The following is a 17,894-nucleotide window of genomic DNA, read 5'->3' on the forward strand; positions in this document are numbered from 1 at the left end:
CGGGCACATGCAGGGCCTTCGGGGCTGTGCCAGACTCACTCAGGCACCTGCCATGGATGATGGAGCACCGCACGATGATGATCGTTCCCGCGTACTGGGCCGAAGCCCGCCTGCAGGCCCGTTTCCGTGGCCGGCCGGTGGTCGTACGCCGCTTCGGCTGGTCCGATGAGGGACCTGCCGAGGCCCAGGCCCACGCCGACCGCCGTGCCAACGAAGCCCTCAATGCCATCCTTGCCGGGCAGGCGCTGCCGCGTCGCGAAGTGCGCAGCAACTATGGCGTGGAGGGTGTGCCAATCCGCGAGCAGATCGTGCAGCGCGACGGCGATGTCATCATCACCCGCAACAGCTACGGCGCGCTGTGCCTGAATACACCGGACATACTGTTCGCCGACATCGACCATCCGCAGCCACCGGCAGGCTGCGTGATGCCTGCAATCATCGCGGCAGTGCTGCTGTTCGCCGGCGCCATCATCGGCACCCTGCTCTGGCACTGGCTAGTGGGACTGGTATTGGGTGTGGCGGCCGTAGTGCTGGTGAATGCCGCGATGCTGATGCAGCGCAAGCGGCGCCTGGCCGCCGCCGGTGGCGCCGAAGGTGTGGCGCTGCAGTGGGTCGCAGCCTTCAGCGAACAGCATCCGGACTGGCATCTGCGCACCTACCGCACGCCGGCCGGACTGCGCGTGCTGGCGATGCATGCCACCTTCTCGCCCGAGGACGAGCAGCTCCAGGCATTCTTCAAAGCACTGGGCACCGACACCCTGTACGCGCGCATGTGCCGGCTGCAGCATTGTTTCCGTGCGCGACTGACACCGAAGCCGTGGCGCGTCGGCCTGAAGTACCGCATCCGGCCGCCGGTGGCCGCGTGGTCAGCCGAACAGGCCAACAATCCGGATCGACTGGCCTGGATTGCCGAGTACGAAAAGAAGAGTGCCGGCTTTGCCGCGTGCACCTACCTGCGCAGCTTCGGCGACACCTCCCGGGTGCATGCCAAGGCCGAGCATGTGCGCGAGCTGCACGATCGGCTGTCGCACGCGCAGGACCGGTTACCGCTGGCCTGAACGCAATGAGCGCTCAGTCCACGCCCTGCACGAACGGCTGCCCTGCCAGGGTAGTGCCCAGCCGCACCGCGATCTGCTGACCTTCCTTTTCGAAGGTCGTCGCGCACTGCTTGGCGCCCCTTTGGCATCCGACTTCCGGAAAGCCCTCGAGTGACTCAGGCGCGCCCTGAACCGGACTCACATGCCACCCTGCCGCATCCATGAGGCGCTTGGCCTTGGCATAAGGCATGCCGGCGACAATGCCCAGCTGCGCCAGTTCGGAGGGGAGTGATTGGCCATGCAGGCTCGGCGTCATCACCAGCGCCAACACTGCGACAACACGTTTGGACTTCATAGGTGAAACCCATGGCAGACAGCAACAGGCCTGCAGCGTATCGCAGCGTCCGCACGCCATGGCACCCGCATCACATATGGTTACGCAATCGCAACGGCCAATGACACGAGGTCACCCTCCGGATCCATCAGGTACTGTTGAGAACCGCCACGGGGGCCTCGCGCGCCGCCCGCCGCGCCGGTACCCAGGCAGCCAGCTGCCCCAGGGCGAACACCAGCCCGACGCCCAGCACCAGGTACCCGGGATCGATGCGAGGTACCTCGTAGTAGCGCGAAACCCAGACATTCAACGCCAATGCCAGTACGCTGCCAGCGATCGCGCCGACGAAGGTCAGCATCAGATTCTCGATCATGAAGAAGCTGATCACATCGCGCCTGCGGGCACCCAACGCACGTCGTATGCCGATCTGCGGATAGCGCTTGCGGACCCAGAAGCTGGCCAGCCCATACACGCCCGTGCCGGTCACGATCAACAGCGAGATGCCGGCGCACAGGAAGATGCTGGTCACGCCGGAAGTATTCCGCACGCAGTTCGCTGAAGCGCTGGACCCGGGGCAGCATCCGGTTCGCTTCGCGCGCGGCCAGCGCATTGCGGGCCGAGTCGAGGACCGCGGAAAGCGCGTCCGGCTCGCTGCGCACCGCGTACATCACCCGGGTGCCATCGGGAATCAGCGGCAGCAGCAGGCTGTCGCCTGTTCAGCGACCGCGCTTGCGCTCGATTTCCGCGTGCAGTCCCTGCAACTTCACCAGGTACTGCTGGAAAACGCCCAGATCTTGCTCGACCAGGCTTGACCAGTCAGGCTTCGCATTCAGCAACTGCTCGACCTGCTGCTGCGGTGGGCGATCAAAGCCCTCGCCCAGGACGGCCAGGTAGCGCTCCCTGAATCCCTCCGGATCCTGCTGGTCCTGGGCGAAGAGCTGCACCGCAATCAGTCCGGCATACAGGTAATTGGCCAGGTAAAGCGGATCCTCATACATCAGCCGCTTGGATATCCAGGTGCTGCGCAGCTCGGGATACTGCTCCGATGCGCCCCCGTACCTGCCCAGCACCTTCATCGTCAGCGTATCAAGCGCGTCTGCGTTGCCAACCTCATCGGCGGCCACGTCCTGATAGATGGACTGTTCCAGATCGGCCTCTTCAGACGATACGAACAGCTGCAGGATGATGTCATCGAGCAACGACTTCAGGTAATACGCCTTGGCACGTGGATCACTGGCCTGCCGGTAGAGCTGATCGCGGAACTTCAGTTCGTTGTAGATGGCGAAGGCCTCGGTCAACCACTTGTTGCCGTTGCGCTGGAATGATGATGCGCCGCCGCGCTGCATCCACTGGCCATGCATGGCATGGCCGGCTTCGTGAGCGATCTGGACATCCCCCTCCAGATCGCCCTGGCGATGGCCAACGAACAGCAACGAAGGCACGCCGGGGGCGCTGATCGAAAACGCATCCATCGCGCGCCGCCCTGCCGATCCGCCCAGATCCATGCGTCCGCCCGCAGGATTGAGCAGCCCGCGCAGCCCTGTCACGTAATCCGGCCCCAGCACCTGCATTGATGCCGCCGCCGCATCACGCAACTGCGCCAGGTCAAGCGGCGGAGGAATATAGCCCGCATCAGGCAGGTCCATGTCCCAGATCTGTGGAGACGCCTGGCCCATGCGCTCAAGATGGGTCAACTGCATCTGCTGGTAGTTCCGCCGCAGCAGCGCGTGGCGCGCTACCGCCGCCAGTGTCGCGTCGACGGCGGCCTGATCCAGGCCCATGTGCCGGTAGCTGCGGTCAGGCGCAGTTCCATCGCCCTGCAGTTCCGACGCATGCTCGTTGAGGCGGACCAGGCCCAGCAGCACCGTTGCCATTTCGCTGCGCCGCGACGCCATTCCCTGCCAGTAGGCACGCCATGCCGCTTCGCGCAGTGAACGGTCCGGCAGGCGGGAAAGGGCTCGCGCGTCGGTGCGGCTGTCGAGCGTGCGGCCTTCATGTTCGAAACGCGCAAAGGGGGCCGACTGCAGCAGCTGCCGGTGCAGACGCCCGAAGCTGTCCAGCGCCGGGTCAGCCAACGTGTCGACCGCATCCACCAGCGCTGCATTGGCCGGCTGCACATCCTCCCGCAACGCCCGTTCACGCAGGTCGGCATGCGGCCCGATCCAGGCAGCGTGCGCGGGCGCATCACGCAATGCCTGCTTGGCAATCGCCGCGATGCGTCCACATGTGCTGGCGACTTCGCCCTGGGTGTTGGCCAGCCGGGCATCGTCGGCATTGCGCGCGGCCTGAAGATGCAGGTAGCCATGGTGCCGGAGGCACTCGCCATACAGCTGTTCGGCCTGCTGGAACCTCACGTCTGGCGGCGCATGAAGCGCCTTGAGGGCATGGGTCCTCCGCTCGAGGTTCTGCCACGCCTCACGTTCCTGGGAGGCGCTGCCAAAGTAGCTGCGGTCATCTGCCCGCAGAGCCTGCGCTTCCACTCCGTGTGTCATCCCGGCCAACAGCGTCGCGATGACAAAAGTGATGGCGCGCATCCCATTGCGATGCATCGATGTCTCCTGGTTTGTTTCCACTCCCAGCTTAGCAGCCCGGGTGGACCCGGATGCCGCATGGCAGGTGGCTTCCCGATTCTCGATTCCGCATCCGGATCCAGGCCGTCTACCCACTCACATCCCGATACAGCAAGGCCGCCCTGGGGCGGCCTTCCCGTCTCCTTACTTGGCGTTCTTCACGTAGGTGTCGAACCAGTTCAGCATTTCCGCCACCAGCTGCTCGTTCGATTCCAGCGCGGTGTACCAGTGCGGTTCGTTCGGCAGCATCACCAGCCGCGTGATGCCACCGTTGCCTCGGATCGCCTGGTAGAGCTTGCGCGACTGGAACGGCTCGGTGCCCGGGTTGGCGTCGTCCTCGCCGTGGACCAGCAGCAGCGGCAGCTTGATCTTGTCTGCGTAGAAGAAGGGCGAGGCCTTCAGGTACACGTCCTGCGCCTGCCAGACCGAACGGCGTTCGTTCTGGAAACCGAACGGGGTGAAGGTCTTGTTGTACGAACCGCTGGTCGCCACGCCAGCCTTGAACAGGTTGGTATGGGCGATCAGGTTGGCGGTCATCAGGCCGCCATGGCTGTGGCCGGTCACGCCGATGCGGTTGCGATCGACCACGCCCATGTCCACCGCCTTGTCCACCGCCGCCTTGGCGTCAGCTTCCAGCTGCTCCAGGTAGGTGTCGTAGGCGTTTTTCGGGTCACCTACGATCGGGAACGAGGCGTTGTCGATGATCGCGTAGCCGGCCAGCAGCATCAGGCGGTACGGCTGCAGGCGGGTGAAGGTCTGCTGCGAACCGGACACCTGCCCCGCCTGCGCGGCGTTGGCAAAGTCGGCCGGGTAGGCGTACAGGATCGCAGGCACACGCTGGCCTTCCTTGTAGCCCGGCGGCGTGTACAGGGTGAACGACAGGTCCACGCCATCAGCACGCTTGTAGGTCACCAGCTGCTTCTTGATCTGGCGCACTTCCGGAGTCGGGTCGACCAGCTTGGTCAGCGCGGTGGCGGTGGACGCGAACTGCGCCTCGCCGGTCTTCGCATCGGCCACCGCCTCACCCTGCTGGCGGATGAAGGCATTCGGCGGATCGATCACCGACTGGTGCCAGGTCAGGTAGCGCCCAGGCGTATTGCTGAAACCAAGGAACTGCTCGTAGGCATCGGCGCTGCTGCGGAACAGGCGCTCGCTCTTCAGCGTGCCCAGGTCGAGGCGGTCGAGGAACGGACGGTCGCCCTGCGGCGAGGCGCCACGGCCGCTCAGGAACACGTGATCGCCCTCCCGGCGCACGACCTGCGCGCCATTCGGCAGGCGGGTGAAGACCAGGTTGCCGGGGTTGCCGTACAGCTCATCGCTGGACATGTCCCACAGCAGGCGGCCTTCCTTCTTCGGCTGATCCACATCGACGATGCGGGTCTGCATCCAGTGGCGGTTCTCGTCGTTCTCGTACTGGAACGCCACGGCCGGATCGGCAGTCCACGCGAAGCCTTCGAAGCGCTGTGCGGTGCGGGCGATCTCGACCGGCTTGCCGTTGAACGGCGCCTTCAGCATCAGCACCCGGTCGCGATGCGGCACGTTGACCTTCCAGTCGCCCTTGTCCAGCGCTTCGGCATAGACCAGGGTGGCCGGATCGGTGGCACGCCAGTCGAAACCACGCGGGCCTTCCGGTACGCCGTGCACCGGCACGCGGTCGGCCAGCGGCAGGCTGGCGATCGGCGTGGACTTGCCGCTGGCGATATCCAGCACGGCCACGTCGTTGGCGAAGCGCTGGTAGGTCACCGCATGCGAGTACGGCGCCTTGATCGATTCGGTCAGCACGTGCACGCCATCGGGCGCGGCGCTGACTTCGTTGAACAGCGCCGGCTGCCCGACCGGACGCACGCTGTTGGCGGCAGTATCAACCACGGCCAGCTGCGAGGCGCCGTAATAAGCGAACAGCTTCTCGTCATGCACGCTGGTCAGCGTGTCGCGGGCTTCGTAGGTGCTGCTCTCGCCACTGCTGCCCAGCGACTCCTGTGCATCCGGGCCGGTCGGTACGCCACCGTTGGACGGTGCTGGGCCCTGGTTGGCCGGCACCAGCTTCACCAGCAGGTTCTGGCTGCCGCCCAGCCACTGCACGGTATAGCCGAAAATCGGGTTCAGCTGGACGTTCGGCACCTGCTTCACCTGGCCGGTAGCGGCATCGCCCACCCACAGCTGCACGCTGGTATCGACCGCGTTCTGGAACGCAAAGTGGCTGCCATCGGCCGACCACAGCGCGCCGGTGGCACAGCCCTGCGGCAGGTTGACCTTGGTCTGCTGGCCACTGCCGATGTCGACCAGGGTGAAGTCGGCCACGCAGGCCGGGATGCCATAGCCACCGGGGGTGTCATGGCGGCTGCGGTTCTTCGGTTCCAGGCGCACGCCAGCCAGCTTCAGGTACGGCTGGGCGACACGGCTGATCGACGGGTAGGTCTGCGCAGTGGTCAGCAGCAGGCGCTGGCCACCCGGGGCCACGTTCGGCGCCGGCGGCGGCGGTGCCTTCAACACCTTGAGCAGGTGCTCCGGCGGCTTCGCGTAGTCTGCAAGCGCCGGGCCAGCGGCCAGCAGGCCGAAGGTGGCAACGGCAACGGCCGCCGCCAGAGAGGTTCGACGGATGAGCATCCTTATCCCCTGGGTGTGAATGGGTACCCGGAATCGGGCAAGGTCCCGAATCTAGCACCGCAGGGGTTGTCGTGAATGGGCCGGAAGGGCTAGTGGCCGGATGGGGCAAAGTGGGACACGCCCGGAGAGGCCGGCAATGGACCGGCATCTGCCAGGCGTGGTCTGTCGTCACTGCTGGGCGTGCAGGTCCCAGGCAGTCAGGTAATCGGGGTCGACCACGATCATGCCACTGTTCCGCATGCGGTACTCGCCGGGCTCGGCGGGCAGGTACTGGTCGAGCATCGGCGGCAGATAGCGCTCATGGCCGTCATTCTCGTCCGCCAGCACCACGCCTTCGTCGGCGCTGATGCGCAGCACCGTACCGGCGTATTGTTCCAGCCCCTGCACCTGGCCGTCACCGCCATAGCGGGTGACGCCCACCAGCACCACCTTGCCGATCATTTCCTCGACCTTGGCATCGTCCAAGGGCGGCAGCATGGGAGTGAATTCATCGCTCATCGGTGCACCTCCGTAGCCTGCTGGACATCGTGGATGAGGTTTCCGCTTCGCAGTGCGCGTCGCTGGCAGCCGAGCAAATGCCCGGCCTGAAGCCTCTGCATCGAGAGTGCCAGTACGCCCATGAACCCAAGGGTTCCTGGAGCACGATGCTGCCATCGCAGGCGGAAGGGACAGGTGAAGGCCGAAATCGGTCCTCGCCGATCAGAGGGTTGTACCTGCACCCACGCTAGAATGCGCCCATGCGCACCGTACATGCCCTCCGCTACATCACCCCGTTACGGGAAGGCGGCTCCCTGCCCGCCGTGGTCGAGACCGACGACGACGGCATGGCCGTGCTGAAGTTCCGCGGCGCCGGCCAAGGCCCGAAGGCGTTGATCGCCGAGCTGATTGCCGGTGAGATGGCACGCACGCTGGGCCTGCCGATTCCGGAAATCCTGTTCGTCGAGCTGGATCGCGAGTTCGCCCGAACCGAGCCCGACCCGGAGATCCAGGAGCTGATCCGCGCCAGCGAGGGCCTGAACCTGGGCCTGGACTACCTGCCGGGTGCGATCAATTACGATCCGGCGGCGATGCCGGTGGACGCCGACCTGGCCTCGCGCATCGTCTGGTTCGATGCGTTCACCAGCAATGTCGATCGCACCACCCGCAACCCCAACCTGATGGTGTGGCACCGCAAGCTGTACCTGATCGACCACGGCGCGGCGATGTACTTCCACCACGACTGGGCCAATGCCGGCGATGCCTGCGAAAAGCCGTTCGTGCTGATCCGCGACCATGTGCTGCTGTCGTTCGCCAGCCGCATCGCCGAGCTGGATACCGAACTGGCCGCGCGCCTGAGCGATGCCGAGATCGAGCGCATCGTCGGCCTGGTGCCGGACAGCTGGCTGGTCAACGAGCCGGCATTCGACAGTCCGCAGGCCTATCGCCAAGGCTACATCGACTATCTCAAGCACCGCCTGAAAGTGCGTGCGGTGTTCGTGCAGGAGGCCGTCCGTGCCCACGCTGCACACGTATGACTATGCGGTCATCCGCGTGGTACCGCGGGTGGAACGCGAGGAGTTCATCAACGTCGGAGTGATCGTCTCCTGCCCCGGCGCGCGCCATCTGGAAGCGGCCATCGAGATCGATCCGGCACGCCTGCACGCGTTCGCTCCAGCGCTTGATCAGGATGCGTTGCAACCGTGGTTGGATGCGATCGTGGCCATCTGCCGTGGCGACGCCAGCGCCGGACCGATCGCACAGCTGCCCGCGCGCGCCCGCTTTCATTTCCTCACCGCCAAGCGCAGCTCGGTTGTGCAGATGTCGAGCACGCATGTCGGCCGCACTGCGGACCCGGCGGGTGTGGTGGAACACTTGATGACGAAGATGGTGCGGGTACCGGCACCAACCGAGCAACATTGATTGGGTAGAGTCGACCGCTGGTCGACTGCCGTTCGCGGGAAGCAGGCGCACCGTCTTCGTGGCCGTACCGGTGCTCCCTACCCTCGCCCTGCACCACGAAACCAAGCCATACCAGCCCTTGTGGTTCTGCGCCGTGGTGGCCCGCTGCAGCAATGCAGGTGAGACCAGCGCTCCGCTTTGCAGGCGTGGGCGAGCTTCATCTTGTCCGGCGTTTCAGCGCCCACGATCTGGAACCGCTTCACCTGCCGCAGATTGGCCAGGTCCATGACGGTCGTCACCCCAGCTGCATCCACGCTAGGGACTCTGCCGCAACACCTCGACCGTGACGGCGAACGCCTTGATGCGTTGCCATTCGCTCCGCTCATGCGGCAGCGATTCCACGCCCATGCCGATCTGGTACCGCACCGCTTCCTCGGGCGCGGCGAAATCACGCGATTCGTGCTGCGCTGTGGCCAGCACATAGGCAATCTGCCGATGGTCGGTAATGCCGTTGTCGATGCAGGTACGCACGATCATCTCGACCGACTGGTCCCGGGTCAGGCCGAAGCCCACCCCACCTTTTCCATAGCCTTCGCTCATCCTTCAGCTCGCCAGTTCCGGAACGCATCCGTTCGTCGGGGGAAGACCTACTTCAGCAGGTCCGATTCGGTAGGGGCCTCGCCACTGCAGGTGTCATAGCGGCGCTGCAGCAGCGTGCGTGGCCCGGTTCCGCGCAGCTGGATGACCTTGTCCTCGCGCTCGCATGGGCTGACCTTCGCGCGCAGCACGAACCGCCCATTGTCGATATGGTCGATGTCGCGCCCGCCGATGGCCGCTTCCAATGCCTTGGCACGCACATAGCGGTTGACCTTGGCGTCGAACAGGTAGAACGCATGCACCGGAACGTTGTAGACACCGTTGTTGTCCTGCCACACCTGCAGGTCCGGCATGCCATCGCCATTGAAATCCGAAACGGTCAGCAGCACGGCCGCCGCACCCTGGGCATCGGCGCCAGCGCGGGTCAGGCGCGGCTGCACGCCCGTGACCGCCACGTTGCGCCCGCCACGGGTAACGCCCATGCTCCGCACCCTGCAGGTCGTCACGTTGTCGGCGCCGCCGCAGTCGGTCACCTGGAAGACCACCTGCAATGCAGGCGTGATCCTGCCCTCGCCGGGCCGCAGGACGATCCTGCCCTGCTTGTCGGGCGCGGCATCGGCGGTATGCACAGCGGCCTGCGCCGGCGCCGGGGCCGCCTTGGCTTCCGCCACCAGCGCCGCCGCACCGCCGCCCTGCAACTGGCGGGCACGCAGCAGGGTCATGTGCGTGCGGCACTGCTGTGAATCCAGCTGGGCAACGGCCGTGCCGCCTTCCGGGCAACGACTGTCGCGCTGGCGCAGCCATTGCCGCTGCAGATCGCGCAGCACCTGCTGATCACTGGCGGTCAGCGTGGAGCGCGCCGCACTGTAGGCGGCGTTGAGCGCATCGTCGTGCACCTTGAATTCAGCGTCGACACAACGACGACGGGCGTCCAGTGCGGTGACCGCGGCCGCCATGCAGGGCGCATAGGCAGGGCTCAGAAAGCGTGCATCGCCGGCAATCAGTTCGGCACCACTGGGCACCTTGCGTGCGGCGGGCTGGGGCTGCGCCTGAGCGCTTGCCCACAGGCAGGGGCCAAGCAGAAGCAGTCCTGCCAGCAACCGGGTGGCACGCCCCGATAGGCGTTCAGAGTTCAGCATGCGTTTCCTTCCCTGGCGGCATTGGCCGGCCCCGTCCTGTTCCGATGATGGATGCTGCCCGGTCACCAGCGCAATTTCAGCTACAGCGGTCACAGCCCCGCGTGCGTGTTCAGGCCGGCGATCGCTATTTCGGCAGGGCAAACGCCATCACGTAATCGCCGTTCGGGGTTTCCATGAAATGGTGGCCGCCGGCCATGATCACGACGAACTGGCGTCCGTCTTGTTCATACACCATCGGCGTAGCCTGCCCGCCCGCGGGCAGCGCCGCGTGCCACAGCTCCTTGCCGGTCTTCAGGTCGATGGCGCGCAGCAGGTCATCGGTGGCGGCCGCGATGAAGATCAGCCCGCTGGCGGTCACCACCGAACCGCCGTTGTTCGGCGTGCCGATCTCGATCGGCAGGCCGGAACGGATGCCGAACGGCCCATTGCCGCGCGCACTGCCAAACGGACGATCCCACAACAGCTTGCCGGTGCGCAGGTCGATGGCACGGATGCCGCCGTAGGGAGGCTGCTTGCACAGCAGACCCGTGAACGGCAGCCGCCAGCCAGCGTTGACCTGGATGCCATACGGCGTTCCCACCTGCGGATCGCCGGCCCCCTCGCCACCACCCCTGTCGGCACGGATCTTCTCGCGCGGCAGCCAGCCCAGGCGGTCGGCTTCGGCACGTGGCACCAGCCGGTTGTAGTTGGGCATGTCGTTGTAGTTGGCCACGATCACGCCGCGGCGCGTATCGATGGACACACTGCCCCAATCCGAACCGCCGTTGTAGCCGGGGTATTCGATGGAATGGCGATCACTGCTCGGCGGCGTGTAGAAGCCTTCGTAATAGGCCTTGCGGAACTGGATGCGGCAGATCAGCTGGTCGATCGGGGTGATGCCCCACATGTCGCGCTCGGTCAGGTCATGCTCGCGGCGCAGCGTGTGGTACAGCGAGAACAGCTGCGTGGGTGAGCGCTGTTCCGGTTCGACACCGCCGACCGGCACCTTGCGCTCTTCGGCAGCGGTCAGCAGCTGGCCGTTGCGGCGGTCGAGGATGTAGAGATCACCCTGCTTGGTCGGCAGCAGGAGTGCCGGCACCTTGCCTGCCGCCGTTGGGTAATCGATCAGGCTGGCCTGCGAACCCAGGTCGTAATCCCACACGTCCTTGCGCACGGCCTGGAAATGCCAGGCCGGCTTGCCGGTGGCCACATCGATCGCCACCAGCGACGTCGCATAGCGGTTCTGGTTTTCCGTACGCGAGCCACTCCAGTAGTCGCCCGCAGAATTGCCCAGCGGCAGATAGACCAGCCCCAGCGCCTCATCACCGGTCGCGGTGGTCCACATGTTCGGCGTGCCGCGCGTGTAGGTCTGCCCATGCGGCGGCAGGCCGCTGCGCTCGGGCTGGTCCATGTCCCACGCCCAGCGCAGCTTGCCGGTAATCGCGTCGTAGGCCTGGATCACGCCCGATGGCGCGTCGCGGCGCTGACCATCCAGCACCTGGTGGCCGGTGACGATCACGCCGCGCACGATGGCCGGGGGCGAGGTGATCGACACGTAGCCGGGTGGCACCTCACCCATACCGAGGGTGATGTCGACCTGGCCGTTGTTGCCAAAATTCGCGCAGGGACGGCCGCTATCTGCATCCACTGCAATGATGCGCCCGTCCAGCGTGCCTTCGATGATGCGCGCCCAGCACGCCGGACGACTGCCCGGTGCAGCGCTGCGGCTCACGCTGGGCGGCGGTTCGGGCAACGCCAGATCAGCCGCGGCATCGGCCAGGGTGGCATCGGCCAGGATCGGCGTTGCCGGTTGCTCGTAGTAGCTCACACCACGGCAGGCGGCGGTGTACGGGATCGAGGCGTCCTTCACCTTCGGATCGAAGCGCCACACTTCCTTGCCACTGGCGGCGTCGAGAGCGATCAGGCGGTTACGGGCAGTGCACAGGTACAGGCGGTCGCCGATCTTCAGCGGCGTGGTTTCCGCACCCCAGCGCTTCTTCGGCAGGTCACCGGTGCGGAACTGCCAGGCCAGCTGCAGCGTGGCCACGTTGGCCGGGGTGATCTGCTGCAGTGGCGAATAGCGGGTGCCTGCATTGCTGCGGCCCCACGCCGGCCAGTCTCCCTCGGCCGGCTGGTCGGCCGGTTGCAGGCCGGTGGTATCCCGCGTGGGTTCCAGTCCGGCGCTGGCCGCGCCTTCCGGGAACGGCTGGTGCCCGTCCACTTCACCATGCGGCGCGAACGCCAACCCGAAGGCAGCGACGAACACCAGCATCAGGACGCCCGCCACGCTGCGCGACAGGCGCTTTGAAACCGTTTCGCGAAGGGTCGGCGCGAGCAGCGCCAGCACGATGCCGAGCGCGGTCACCAGGCCCAGCCGCGGCACCCAGCGCCAATAGTCACTGCCCGATTCCCACCAGGTCCACAGCAGCGTGCCGACGAACACCAGCGCATACAGCAGCGCGCCGCTGCGGCGATTGCCGAATAATAACACGCCACTGGCCAGAAGGCCGGCCCCGGCGATGGCGTAGTACGCAGACCCGCCCAGGCTGAGCAGCCACGCGCCGAGCCCGCCGATGACCAGGCCGAGCACGACCAGCAGCAGCGACAGCACGGTAACGAGAGGGTGCCGGGAGGCGCGGACGGGAGCAGGAGCGGACTGCGGCGTGGCGGACATCGTCGATCTCCGGGGGCAGCATGCGTCGTTATCCCACCGCCTGCGTGAAGCGCGCGCTTACGCGTGGCATCCGGATACGACGACGCCGGCACAGGGCCGGCGTCGTCGGGTGTCTCAGGCTCGCGGCAGGATCAGTCCTGTGCGGCGTCCTCGCTGCTGGCCGCAGCCGGGGCGCTGTCGGTCGTGGCCGGGGCGGCGACTGCCACCTCGTCCTCGTCCTCGTCGATCGAGGCATCCATGCGCTCCACCGCCTGCAGCTTCTCGTCCTTGGACAGGCGAATCAGGGTCACGCCCTGGGTGTTGCGGCCGACGCGGCTGATTTCCGAGCCACGCGTACGCACCAGCGTACCGCCGTCGGAGATCAGCAGGACTTCGTCGCGGGAGCCCATCAGCACTGCGGCGACCAGCTTGCCATTGCGCTCGGTGGTCTGGATGCCGATCACGCCCTGCGTGCCACGGCCCTTGCGCGGGTAGTCCGGCAGCGGGGTGCGCTTGCCGTAGCCGTTCTCGGTGGCGGTGAGGATGTACTGCACGCTGGCGTCGTCGGCACTATCGATCACCGCATCACCCGTGGCGGCGGCTTCCTCGACACCGTTGTCGTCCTCGTTCTCGTCCTCGATGCCACCGGCACTTTCGGCCACGATCAGGCTGACCACTTCCTCGCCGGCCGGCATCCTGATGCCACGCACGCCGGTTGCGGTACGGCCCATCGAGCGGACTTTGTCCTCGCCGAAGCGCACGGTCTTGCCGTTGGAGGCGAACAGCAGGATGTCGCGCTGGCCGTCGGTCAGGCCGACGCCGACCAGCGCATCGCCCTCATCGAGGTTGATCGCGATCTTGCCGCGGGCCAGACGGAAGGCGAACTCGCCCAGCGGGGTCTTCTTGACCGTACCGTTCTTCGTGGCGAAGAACACGAACTGGCCATCGGCGTACTCGCGCACCGGCAGCACGGCCTGCACGCGTTCGCCCGGTTCCAGCGGAATCCAGTTGATGATCGGACGGCCGCGGGCGTTGGAACCCGCTTCCGGCAGCTGGTAGACCGGCAGCCAGAACACCTTGCCCGAGCTGGTGAAGGTCAGCAGCGTGTCGTGCGTGTTGACCAGCCACAGCTGTTCGATGAAATCCTCTTCCTTGGTCGCCGCCGCACTGCGGCCACGCCCACCGCGGCGCTGTGCGCGGTACACGCTCACCGGCTGCCGCTTCACGTAACCTGCATGCGACACGGTGACCACCACGTCTTCCGGTGCGATCAGGTCGAGGATGTCCAGGTCTTCTTCGCTGTGGCGGATTTCGGTGCGACGTTCGTCGCCGAACTCGGCCTTGACGTTGACCAGCTCCTCGCGGATCACCTGCAGCAGGCGGTCGGGATCTTCCAGGATGTGGATCAGCCCGGCGATCACTTCCAGCAGCTGCTTGTACTCGTCGGTCAGGCGGTCCTGCTCCAGCCCGGTCAGGCGGTGCAGGCGCATTTCCAGGATCTGGGTGGCCTGGATCTCGGTCAGCTGGTAGCCGCCCTCGATCAGGCCCACGCCCTTGGGCAGGTCTTCCGGGCGCGAGGCTTCGGCACCGGCGGCACCCAGCATCGCACCGACCAGGCCCGGCTCCCACACGCGCGCCAGCATGCGCTCGCGTGCTTCGTTCGGGTTCGGCGAGGTCTTGATCAGTTCGATCATCTCGTCGATGTTGGCCAGCGCGACGGTCAGGCCTTCCAGCACATGGGCGCGGGCGCGCGCCTTGCGCAGCTCGAACACGGTGCGGCGGGTGACCACTTCGCGACGGTGGCGGACGAACGCCTCCAGCATCTGCTTCAGATTCATCAACTGCGGGCGGCCGTCGACCAGCGCCACCATGTTGATGCCGAACACCGATTCCATCTGCGTCTGCTGGTACAGGTTGTTCAGCACAACCTCGGCAGATTCGCCGCGCTTGATCTCGATGTAGATGCGCATGCCGTCCTTGTCGGACTCATCGCGCAGCTCGCTGATGCCTTCGATCTTCTTTTCCTTGACCAGCTCGGCGATCTTTTCGATCAGACGCGCCTTGTTCACCTGGTAAGGAATTTCAGTGACGATGATCGATTCGCGGCCATTGTCGGCCACTTCGATATCGGCCTTGGCACGGATACGCACGCGGCCACGGCCGGTGCGGTAGCCAGCGACGATGCCGGCGGTGCCGTTGATGATGCCGGCAGTCGGGAAATCAGGGCCCGGGATGTACTCCATCAGGCCGTCGACGTCGATCTCCGGGTTGTCGATCAGCGCAATGCAGGCGTTGATCGATTCGCTCAGGTTGTGCGGCGGGATGTTGGTCGCCATGCCCACCGCGATACCGGCCGAGCCGTTGACCAGCAGGTTCGGGAACCGGGTCGGCATGACCGTCGGCTCCAGTTCCTTTTCGTCGTAGTTGGGCTGGAAGTCGACGGTTTCCTTGTCGATGTCCGCCATCAGCTCGTGCGCGAGGCGCGACATGCGCGCTTCGGTGTATCGCATGGCCGCGGCGGAGTCGCCGTCGATGGAGCCGAAGTTACCCTGGCCATCGACCAGCATGTAGCGCAGCGAGAACGGCTGTGCCAGGCGCACCAGCGTGTCGTACACCGACTGATCGCCATGCGGGTGGTACTTACCGATGACGTCACCGACGATACGCGCCGACTTGAAGTAGGGCTTGTTGCTGTGCGCGTTGAGCTCGTTCATCGCGTACAGCACGCGGCGATGCACCGGCTTGAGGCCGTCGCGCGCATCCGGCAGCGCGCGGCCCACGATCACGCTCATGGCGTAATCGAGGTAGCTCTTGCGCATCTCGTCTTCCAGGTTGACCTGGATGATTTCCTTGGCGGTTTCTGCCATTCGGGTTCCGTTGTCTGGTAGCGGTCCAGTCCGGCGCAGCCCTCTGCGGGAGGGGGTCGCGCCGGAACCTCGATTCAACCTGTGGATACTACCACAACGGGCTGTTTTCCGCCTGCCTTTACGGGGATTTTACCGGCACAAATCAGGAACTTAGGGGCCCTACCGATGCTGTAGGGCCGAGCCCATGCCCGGCTCGGCCGGCAATACGCCGCAGCCGAGCATGGGCTCGGCTCTACAGACGTCCGCGGTCCTGCCCGCCTCAGCCGCCGAAGGCGGCGCGCATGTTCTCGGCGGTCGGGTTCAGGATCACCCCGCGCTCGGTCACGATGGCGTCGATCAGCTCGCCCGGGGTGACATCGAACACCGGGTTCCAGGCGGCAATGCCTTCGGCCACGGTGCGGGCACCGCCCACGCCATACAGCTCACCCGGGTCGCGCTGCTCGATCTCGATCTGGCTGCCGTCCACGGTCTCCATGTCCACGGTCGAGGACGGCGCCACCACCATGAACTTCACGCCGTGGTGGCGTGCGGCAATGGCCAGTTGGTAGGTGCCGATCTTGTTGGCGGTATCACCATTGGCGCAGATGCGGTCTGCGCCCACGATCACCCACTGCACGGCACCGGTCTTCATCAGGTGCGAGGCCGCCGAGTCGGCGATCAGGGTGGCATCGATACCGTCCTGCTGCAGCTCCCACACGGTCAGGCGTGCACCCTGCAGCCACGGCCGGGTCTCGCCGGCGAACACGCGCGCGATGCGGTGCTGGGCCATGCCGGCGCGAATGACGCCCAGCGCGGTACCGAAGCCGGCGGTGGCCAGCGAGCCGGTATTGCAGTGGGTCAGCACACCGCTGCCAGCCTCGATCAGGCCAGCGCCCAGTGCGCCCATGTGGCGGTTGGCCGCCAGGTCTTCCTCTGCGATCGCCTGCGCTTCGGACTCCAGCAACGCCTTCCAGTCGGCGCCGGCAGCGTTCAGGCAACGGCGCATCCGTGCCAGCGCCCAGGCCAGATTGACCGCAGTAGGGCGCGATGCGTTCAGGCGCTGCAGTGCCGGCTCCAGCTGCTGCAACGCGTGCGCACCGTCTGCGGCCTGCACCTCGCGCGCGGCCAGCACCACGCCCCAGGCGGCGGCAATGCCGATCGCCGGCGCGCCACGCACGGTCAGTGCGTGGATGGCGCTGGCAACCTCGTCACTGTCATGGCAGACCACGTGCTCGACCACGAACGGCAGCTTGCGCTGGTCCAGCAGTTGCAAGGCATCGCCGGTCCACAGGATCGGGCGGATGTGGTCGTAACGGGCGTAGTCGATGTCGGAGGCAGTGTTCATGGGCCCATTGTAGGGCCACGCCCCGCGTGGTTGGAGCCTGCCCCGGCTCAATTCACCGAGAATTCGGCGCGGCAGCCGCCATCCACCCAGATCCCGTTGCGGTTCCAGCCCCAGGTGCTGCCTTCCTCGCAGGGCGTGCTGGACAGCTGCTCGGAGACCACAGCACCCACCGAGATGCTCGCGCCGCAGAAGCGGCGCTTCTTCGACTTCGATTCGCAGGTCAGGCGGCGCGGCACATCGACGAAGCGGCCATCCTCGTCGGCCACCTCGAAATCGCCCTGGCAGCCACGGCTGGTCCAGACTTCATTGCGCTTGTAGCCCCATCCCTGGCCTTCCCGGCACGGCAGCACCGACAACTGGCGAAGCAGGCGCACCGGCGCGCCATCCAGGCGTACCGGGCAACTCTGCGGACGGCCATTGGATTCGCAGCGCACCACGCGGCGCACCAGGCGCTTGCCTTCCGTTGCCGCAGGTGCCGCACCCTGCGCACGGCGCGCCCGGAATTCGGCGCGGCAGCCAAGGGTGACCCACACGCCGCTGCGGTCGGTGCCCCACTCGCTGCCGCGGATGCAGCTGTTGCTCGACAGCTGGCGCACCAGATCGACGCCGTTGGCCACGTCGATATCGCAGTGTACCCAGCCCATGTCGCGGGACTCGCAGGTCACCACTTCATCGTCGTAGCCCACCTGCTGGGCCGACGCCGGCGACGGCAGCCAGGCACCCCAGAGCGCAATGGAGTACATCGGTGCAGCGACAACCGCAAACCACTTGACCAAAGCCTTCCCCAGCAGGAATGGATGAACTGCATGCCAGTGTCCGGCATTGGCCGTGATAAGAGCATCATCCTGCTTACCGACGCAAGCGCACAGAGCCCGCGTTTCGTTCAGCCTGCAATGTTCAGCAACACGC

At 66.1% G+C, this 17,894-nt stretch carries 14 protein-coding genes; 3 read left to right on the plus strand and 11 right to left on the minus strand.

Going from position 1 to position 17,894, the window contains the following annotated elements; translation table 11 throughout:
* The first annotated feature begins 74 nt into the window (after nucleotides 1–74).
* Nucleotides 75–1,058: a hypothetical protein gene (locus tag PEM_RS10840; protein ID WP_111127420.1), complete on the plus strand. Its 984-nt coding sequence runs from the start codon at nucleotides 75–77 to the stop codon at nucleotides 1,056–1,058.
* A gap of 13 nt (nucleotides 1,059–1,071) precedes the next feature.
* On the opposite strand, the gene PEM_RS10845 is transcribed toward PEM_RS10840, so the two are convergent.
* From PEM_RS10845 to PEM_RS10865, 5 genes are all read right to left on the minus strand, one after another.
* Nucleotides 1,072–1,392 (minus strand): hypothetical protein, encoded by a 321-nt coding sequence (locus tag PEM_RS10845; protein ID WP_111127371.1) that lies wholly within the window; start codon nucleotides 1,390–1,392, stop codon nucleotides 1,072–1,074.
* Between the two features lie 127 nt (nucleotides 1,393–1,519).
* A complete protein-coding gene (locus tag PEM_RS10850; protein ID WP_162911591.1) occupies nucleotides 1,520–1,900 on the minus strand; it encodes an FtsX-like permease family protein in 381 nt (126 codons plus the stop codon).
* A gap of 187 nt (nucleotides 1,901–2,087) precedes the next feature.
* Nucleotides 2,088–3,905: a M3 family metallopeptidase gene (locus PEM_RS10855; RefSeq protein WP_240431624.1), complete on the minus strand. Its 1,818-nt coding sequence runs from the start codon at nucleotides 3,903–3,905 to the stop codon at nucleotides 2,088–2,090.
* 180 nt (nucleotides 3,906–4,085) lie between these two features.
* Nucleotides 4,086–6,548: a prolyl oligopeptidase family serine peptidase gene (locus PEM_RS10860; RefSeq protein ID WP_111127377.1), complete on the minus strand. Its 2,463-nt coding sequence runs from the start codon at nucleotides 6,546–6,548 to the stop codon at nucleotides 4,086–4,088.
* A 168-nt stretch (nucleotides 6,549–6,716) separates the two neighbouring features.
* A complete protein-coding gene (locus PEM_RS10865; RefSeq protein WP_061480047.1) occupies nucleotides 6,717–7,046 on the minus strand; it encodes a hypothetical protein in 330 nt (109 codons plus the stop codon).
* Between the two features lie 239 nt (nucleotides 7,047–7,285).
* On the opposite strand from PEM_RS10865, the gene PEM_RS10870 reads away from it, so the two are divergent.
* Together PEM_RS10870 and PEM_RS10875 are read left to right on the plus strand one after the other, a co-directional pair.
* Complete coding sequence (locus PEM_RS10870) at nucleotides 7,286–8,062, plus strand: HipA family kinase (RefSeq protein WP_111127379.1); 777 nt, start codon at nucleotides 7,286–7,288, stop codon at nucleotides 8,060–8,062.
* Nucleotides 8,040–8,447, plus strand: a complete 408-nt coding sequence (locus tag PEM_RS10875) for a DUF3037 domain-containing protein (protein ID WP_061480045.1) — start codon at nucleotides 8,040–8,042, stop codon at nucleotides 8,445–8,447. The genes PEM_RS10870 and PEM_RS10875 overlap by 23 nt, the downstream gene beginning before the upstream one ends.
* Nucleotides 8,448–8,741: 294 nt before the next feature.
* Here the strand turns inward: PEM_RS10875 and PEM_RS20505 are convergent, their stop codons facing one another.
* The 6 genes from PEM_RS20505 to PEM_RS10910 all read right to left on the minus strand — a co-directional run bounded on the left by PEM_RS20505 (nucleotide 8,742) and on the right by PEM_RS10910 (nucleotide 17,761).
* Nucleotides 8,742–9,026: a hypothetical protein gene (locus PEM_RS20505; protein ID WP_111127381.1), complete on the minus strand. Its 285-nt coding sequence runs from the start codon at nucleotides 9,024–9,026 to the stop codon at nucleotides 8,742–8,744.
* 47 nt (nucleotides 9,027–9,073) lie between these two features.
* The gene (locus tag PEM_RS10890; protein WP_111127383.1) at nucleotides 9,074–10,162 is read right to left on the minus strand and encodes a lysozyme inhibitor LprI family protein; all 1,089 of its coding nucleotides are present in this window, start codon (nucleotides 10,160–10,162) and stop codon (nucleotides 9,074–9,076) included.
* 124 nt (nucleotides 10,163–10,286) lie between these two features.
* The gene (locus PEM_RS10895) at nucleotides 10,287–12,815 is read right to left on the minus strand and encodes a membrane-bound PQQ-dependent dehydrogenase, glucose/quinate/shikimate family (protein WP_111127385.1); all 2,529 of its coding nucleotides are present in this window, start codon (nucleotides 12,813–12,815) and stop codon (nucleotides 10,287–10,289) included.
* Between the two features lie 131 nt (nucleotides 12,816–12,946).
* The gene (gene gyrA / locus PEM_RS10900; protein WP_065178624.1) at nucleotides 12,947–15,661 is read right to left on the minus strand and encodes a DNA gyrase subunit A; all 2,715 of its coding nucleotides are present in this window, start codon (nucleotides 15,659–15,661) and stop codon (nucleotides 12,947–12,949) included.
* A 259-nt stretch (nucleotides 15,662–15,920) separates the two neighbouring features.
* Nucleotides 15,921–16,985: an S-methyl-5-thioribose-1-phosphate isomerase gene (gene mtnA, locus PEM_RS10905; protein ID WP_053497328.1), complete on the minus strand. Its 1,065-nt coding sequence runs from the start codon at nucleotides 16,983–16,985 to the stop codon at nucleotides 15,921–15,923.
* Between the two features lie 47 nt (nucleotides 16,986–17,032).
* Nucleotides 17,033–17,761, minus strand: coding sequence for a DUF3011 domain-containing protein (locus PEM_RS10910; protein ID WP_005417382.1), 729 nt, complete (start codon nucleotides 17,759–17,761; stop codon nucleotides 17,033–17,035).
* Nucleotides 17,762–17,894: the final 133 nt, after the last annotated feature.

Origin of the sequence: Stenotrophomonas sp. Pemsol (assembly GCF_003586545.1) — a bacterium.
GTDB lineage: Bacteria > Pseudomonadota > Gammaproteobacteria > Xanthomonadales > Xanthomonadaceae > Stenotrophomonas > Stenotrophomonas sepilia.

Coding starts and splice junctions, on each gene's coding strand:
- PEM_RS10860 (WP_111127377.1), bottom strand. CDS start 6,548: ATGCTCATCCGTCGAACCTCTCTGGCGGCGGCCGTTGCCGTTGCCACC.
- PEM_RS10840 (WP_111127420.1), top strand. CDS start 75: ATGATGATCGTTCCCGCGTACTGGGCCGAAGCCCGCCTGCAGGCCCGT.
- PEM_RS10870 (WP_111127379.1), top strand. CDS start 7,286: ATGCGCACCGTACATGCCCTCCGCTACATCACCCCGTTACGGGAAGGC.
- PEM_RS10845 (WP_111127371.1), bottom strand. CDS start 1,392: ATGAAGTCCAAACGTGTTGTCGCAGTGTTGGCGCTGGTGATGACGCCG.
- PEM_RS10895 (WP_111127385.1), bottom strand. CDS start 12,815: ATGTCCGCCACGCCGCAGTCCGCTCCTGCTCCCGTCCGCGCCTCCCGG.
- PEM_RS10855 (WP_240431624.1), bottom strand. CDS start 3,905: ATGCGCGCCATCACTTTTGTCATCGCGACGCTGTTGGCCGGGATGACA.
- PEM_RS10890 (WP_111127383.1), bottom strand. CDS start 10,162: ATGCTGAACTCTGAACGCCTATCGGGGCGTGCCACCCGGTTGCTGGCA.
- PEM_RS20505 (WP_111127381.1), bottom strand. CDS start 9,026: ATGAGCGAAGGCTATGGAAAAGGTGGGGTGGGCTTCGGCCTGACCCGG.
- PEM_RS10865 (WP_061480047.1), bottom strand. CDS start 7,046: ATGAGCGATGAATTCACTCCCATGCTGCCGCCCTTGGACGATGCCAAG.
- mtnA (WP_053497328.1), bottom strand. CDS start 16,985: ATGAACACTGCCTCCGACATCGACTACGCCCGTTACGACCACATCCGC.
- gyrA (WP_065178624.1), bottom strand. CDS start 15,661: ATGGCAGAAACCGCCAAGGAAATCATCCAGGTCAACCTGGAAGACGAG.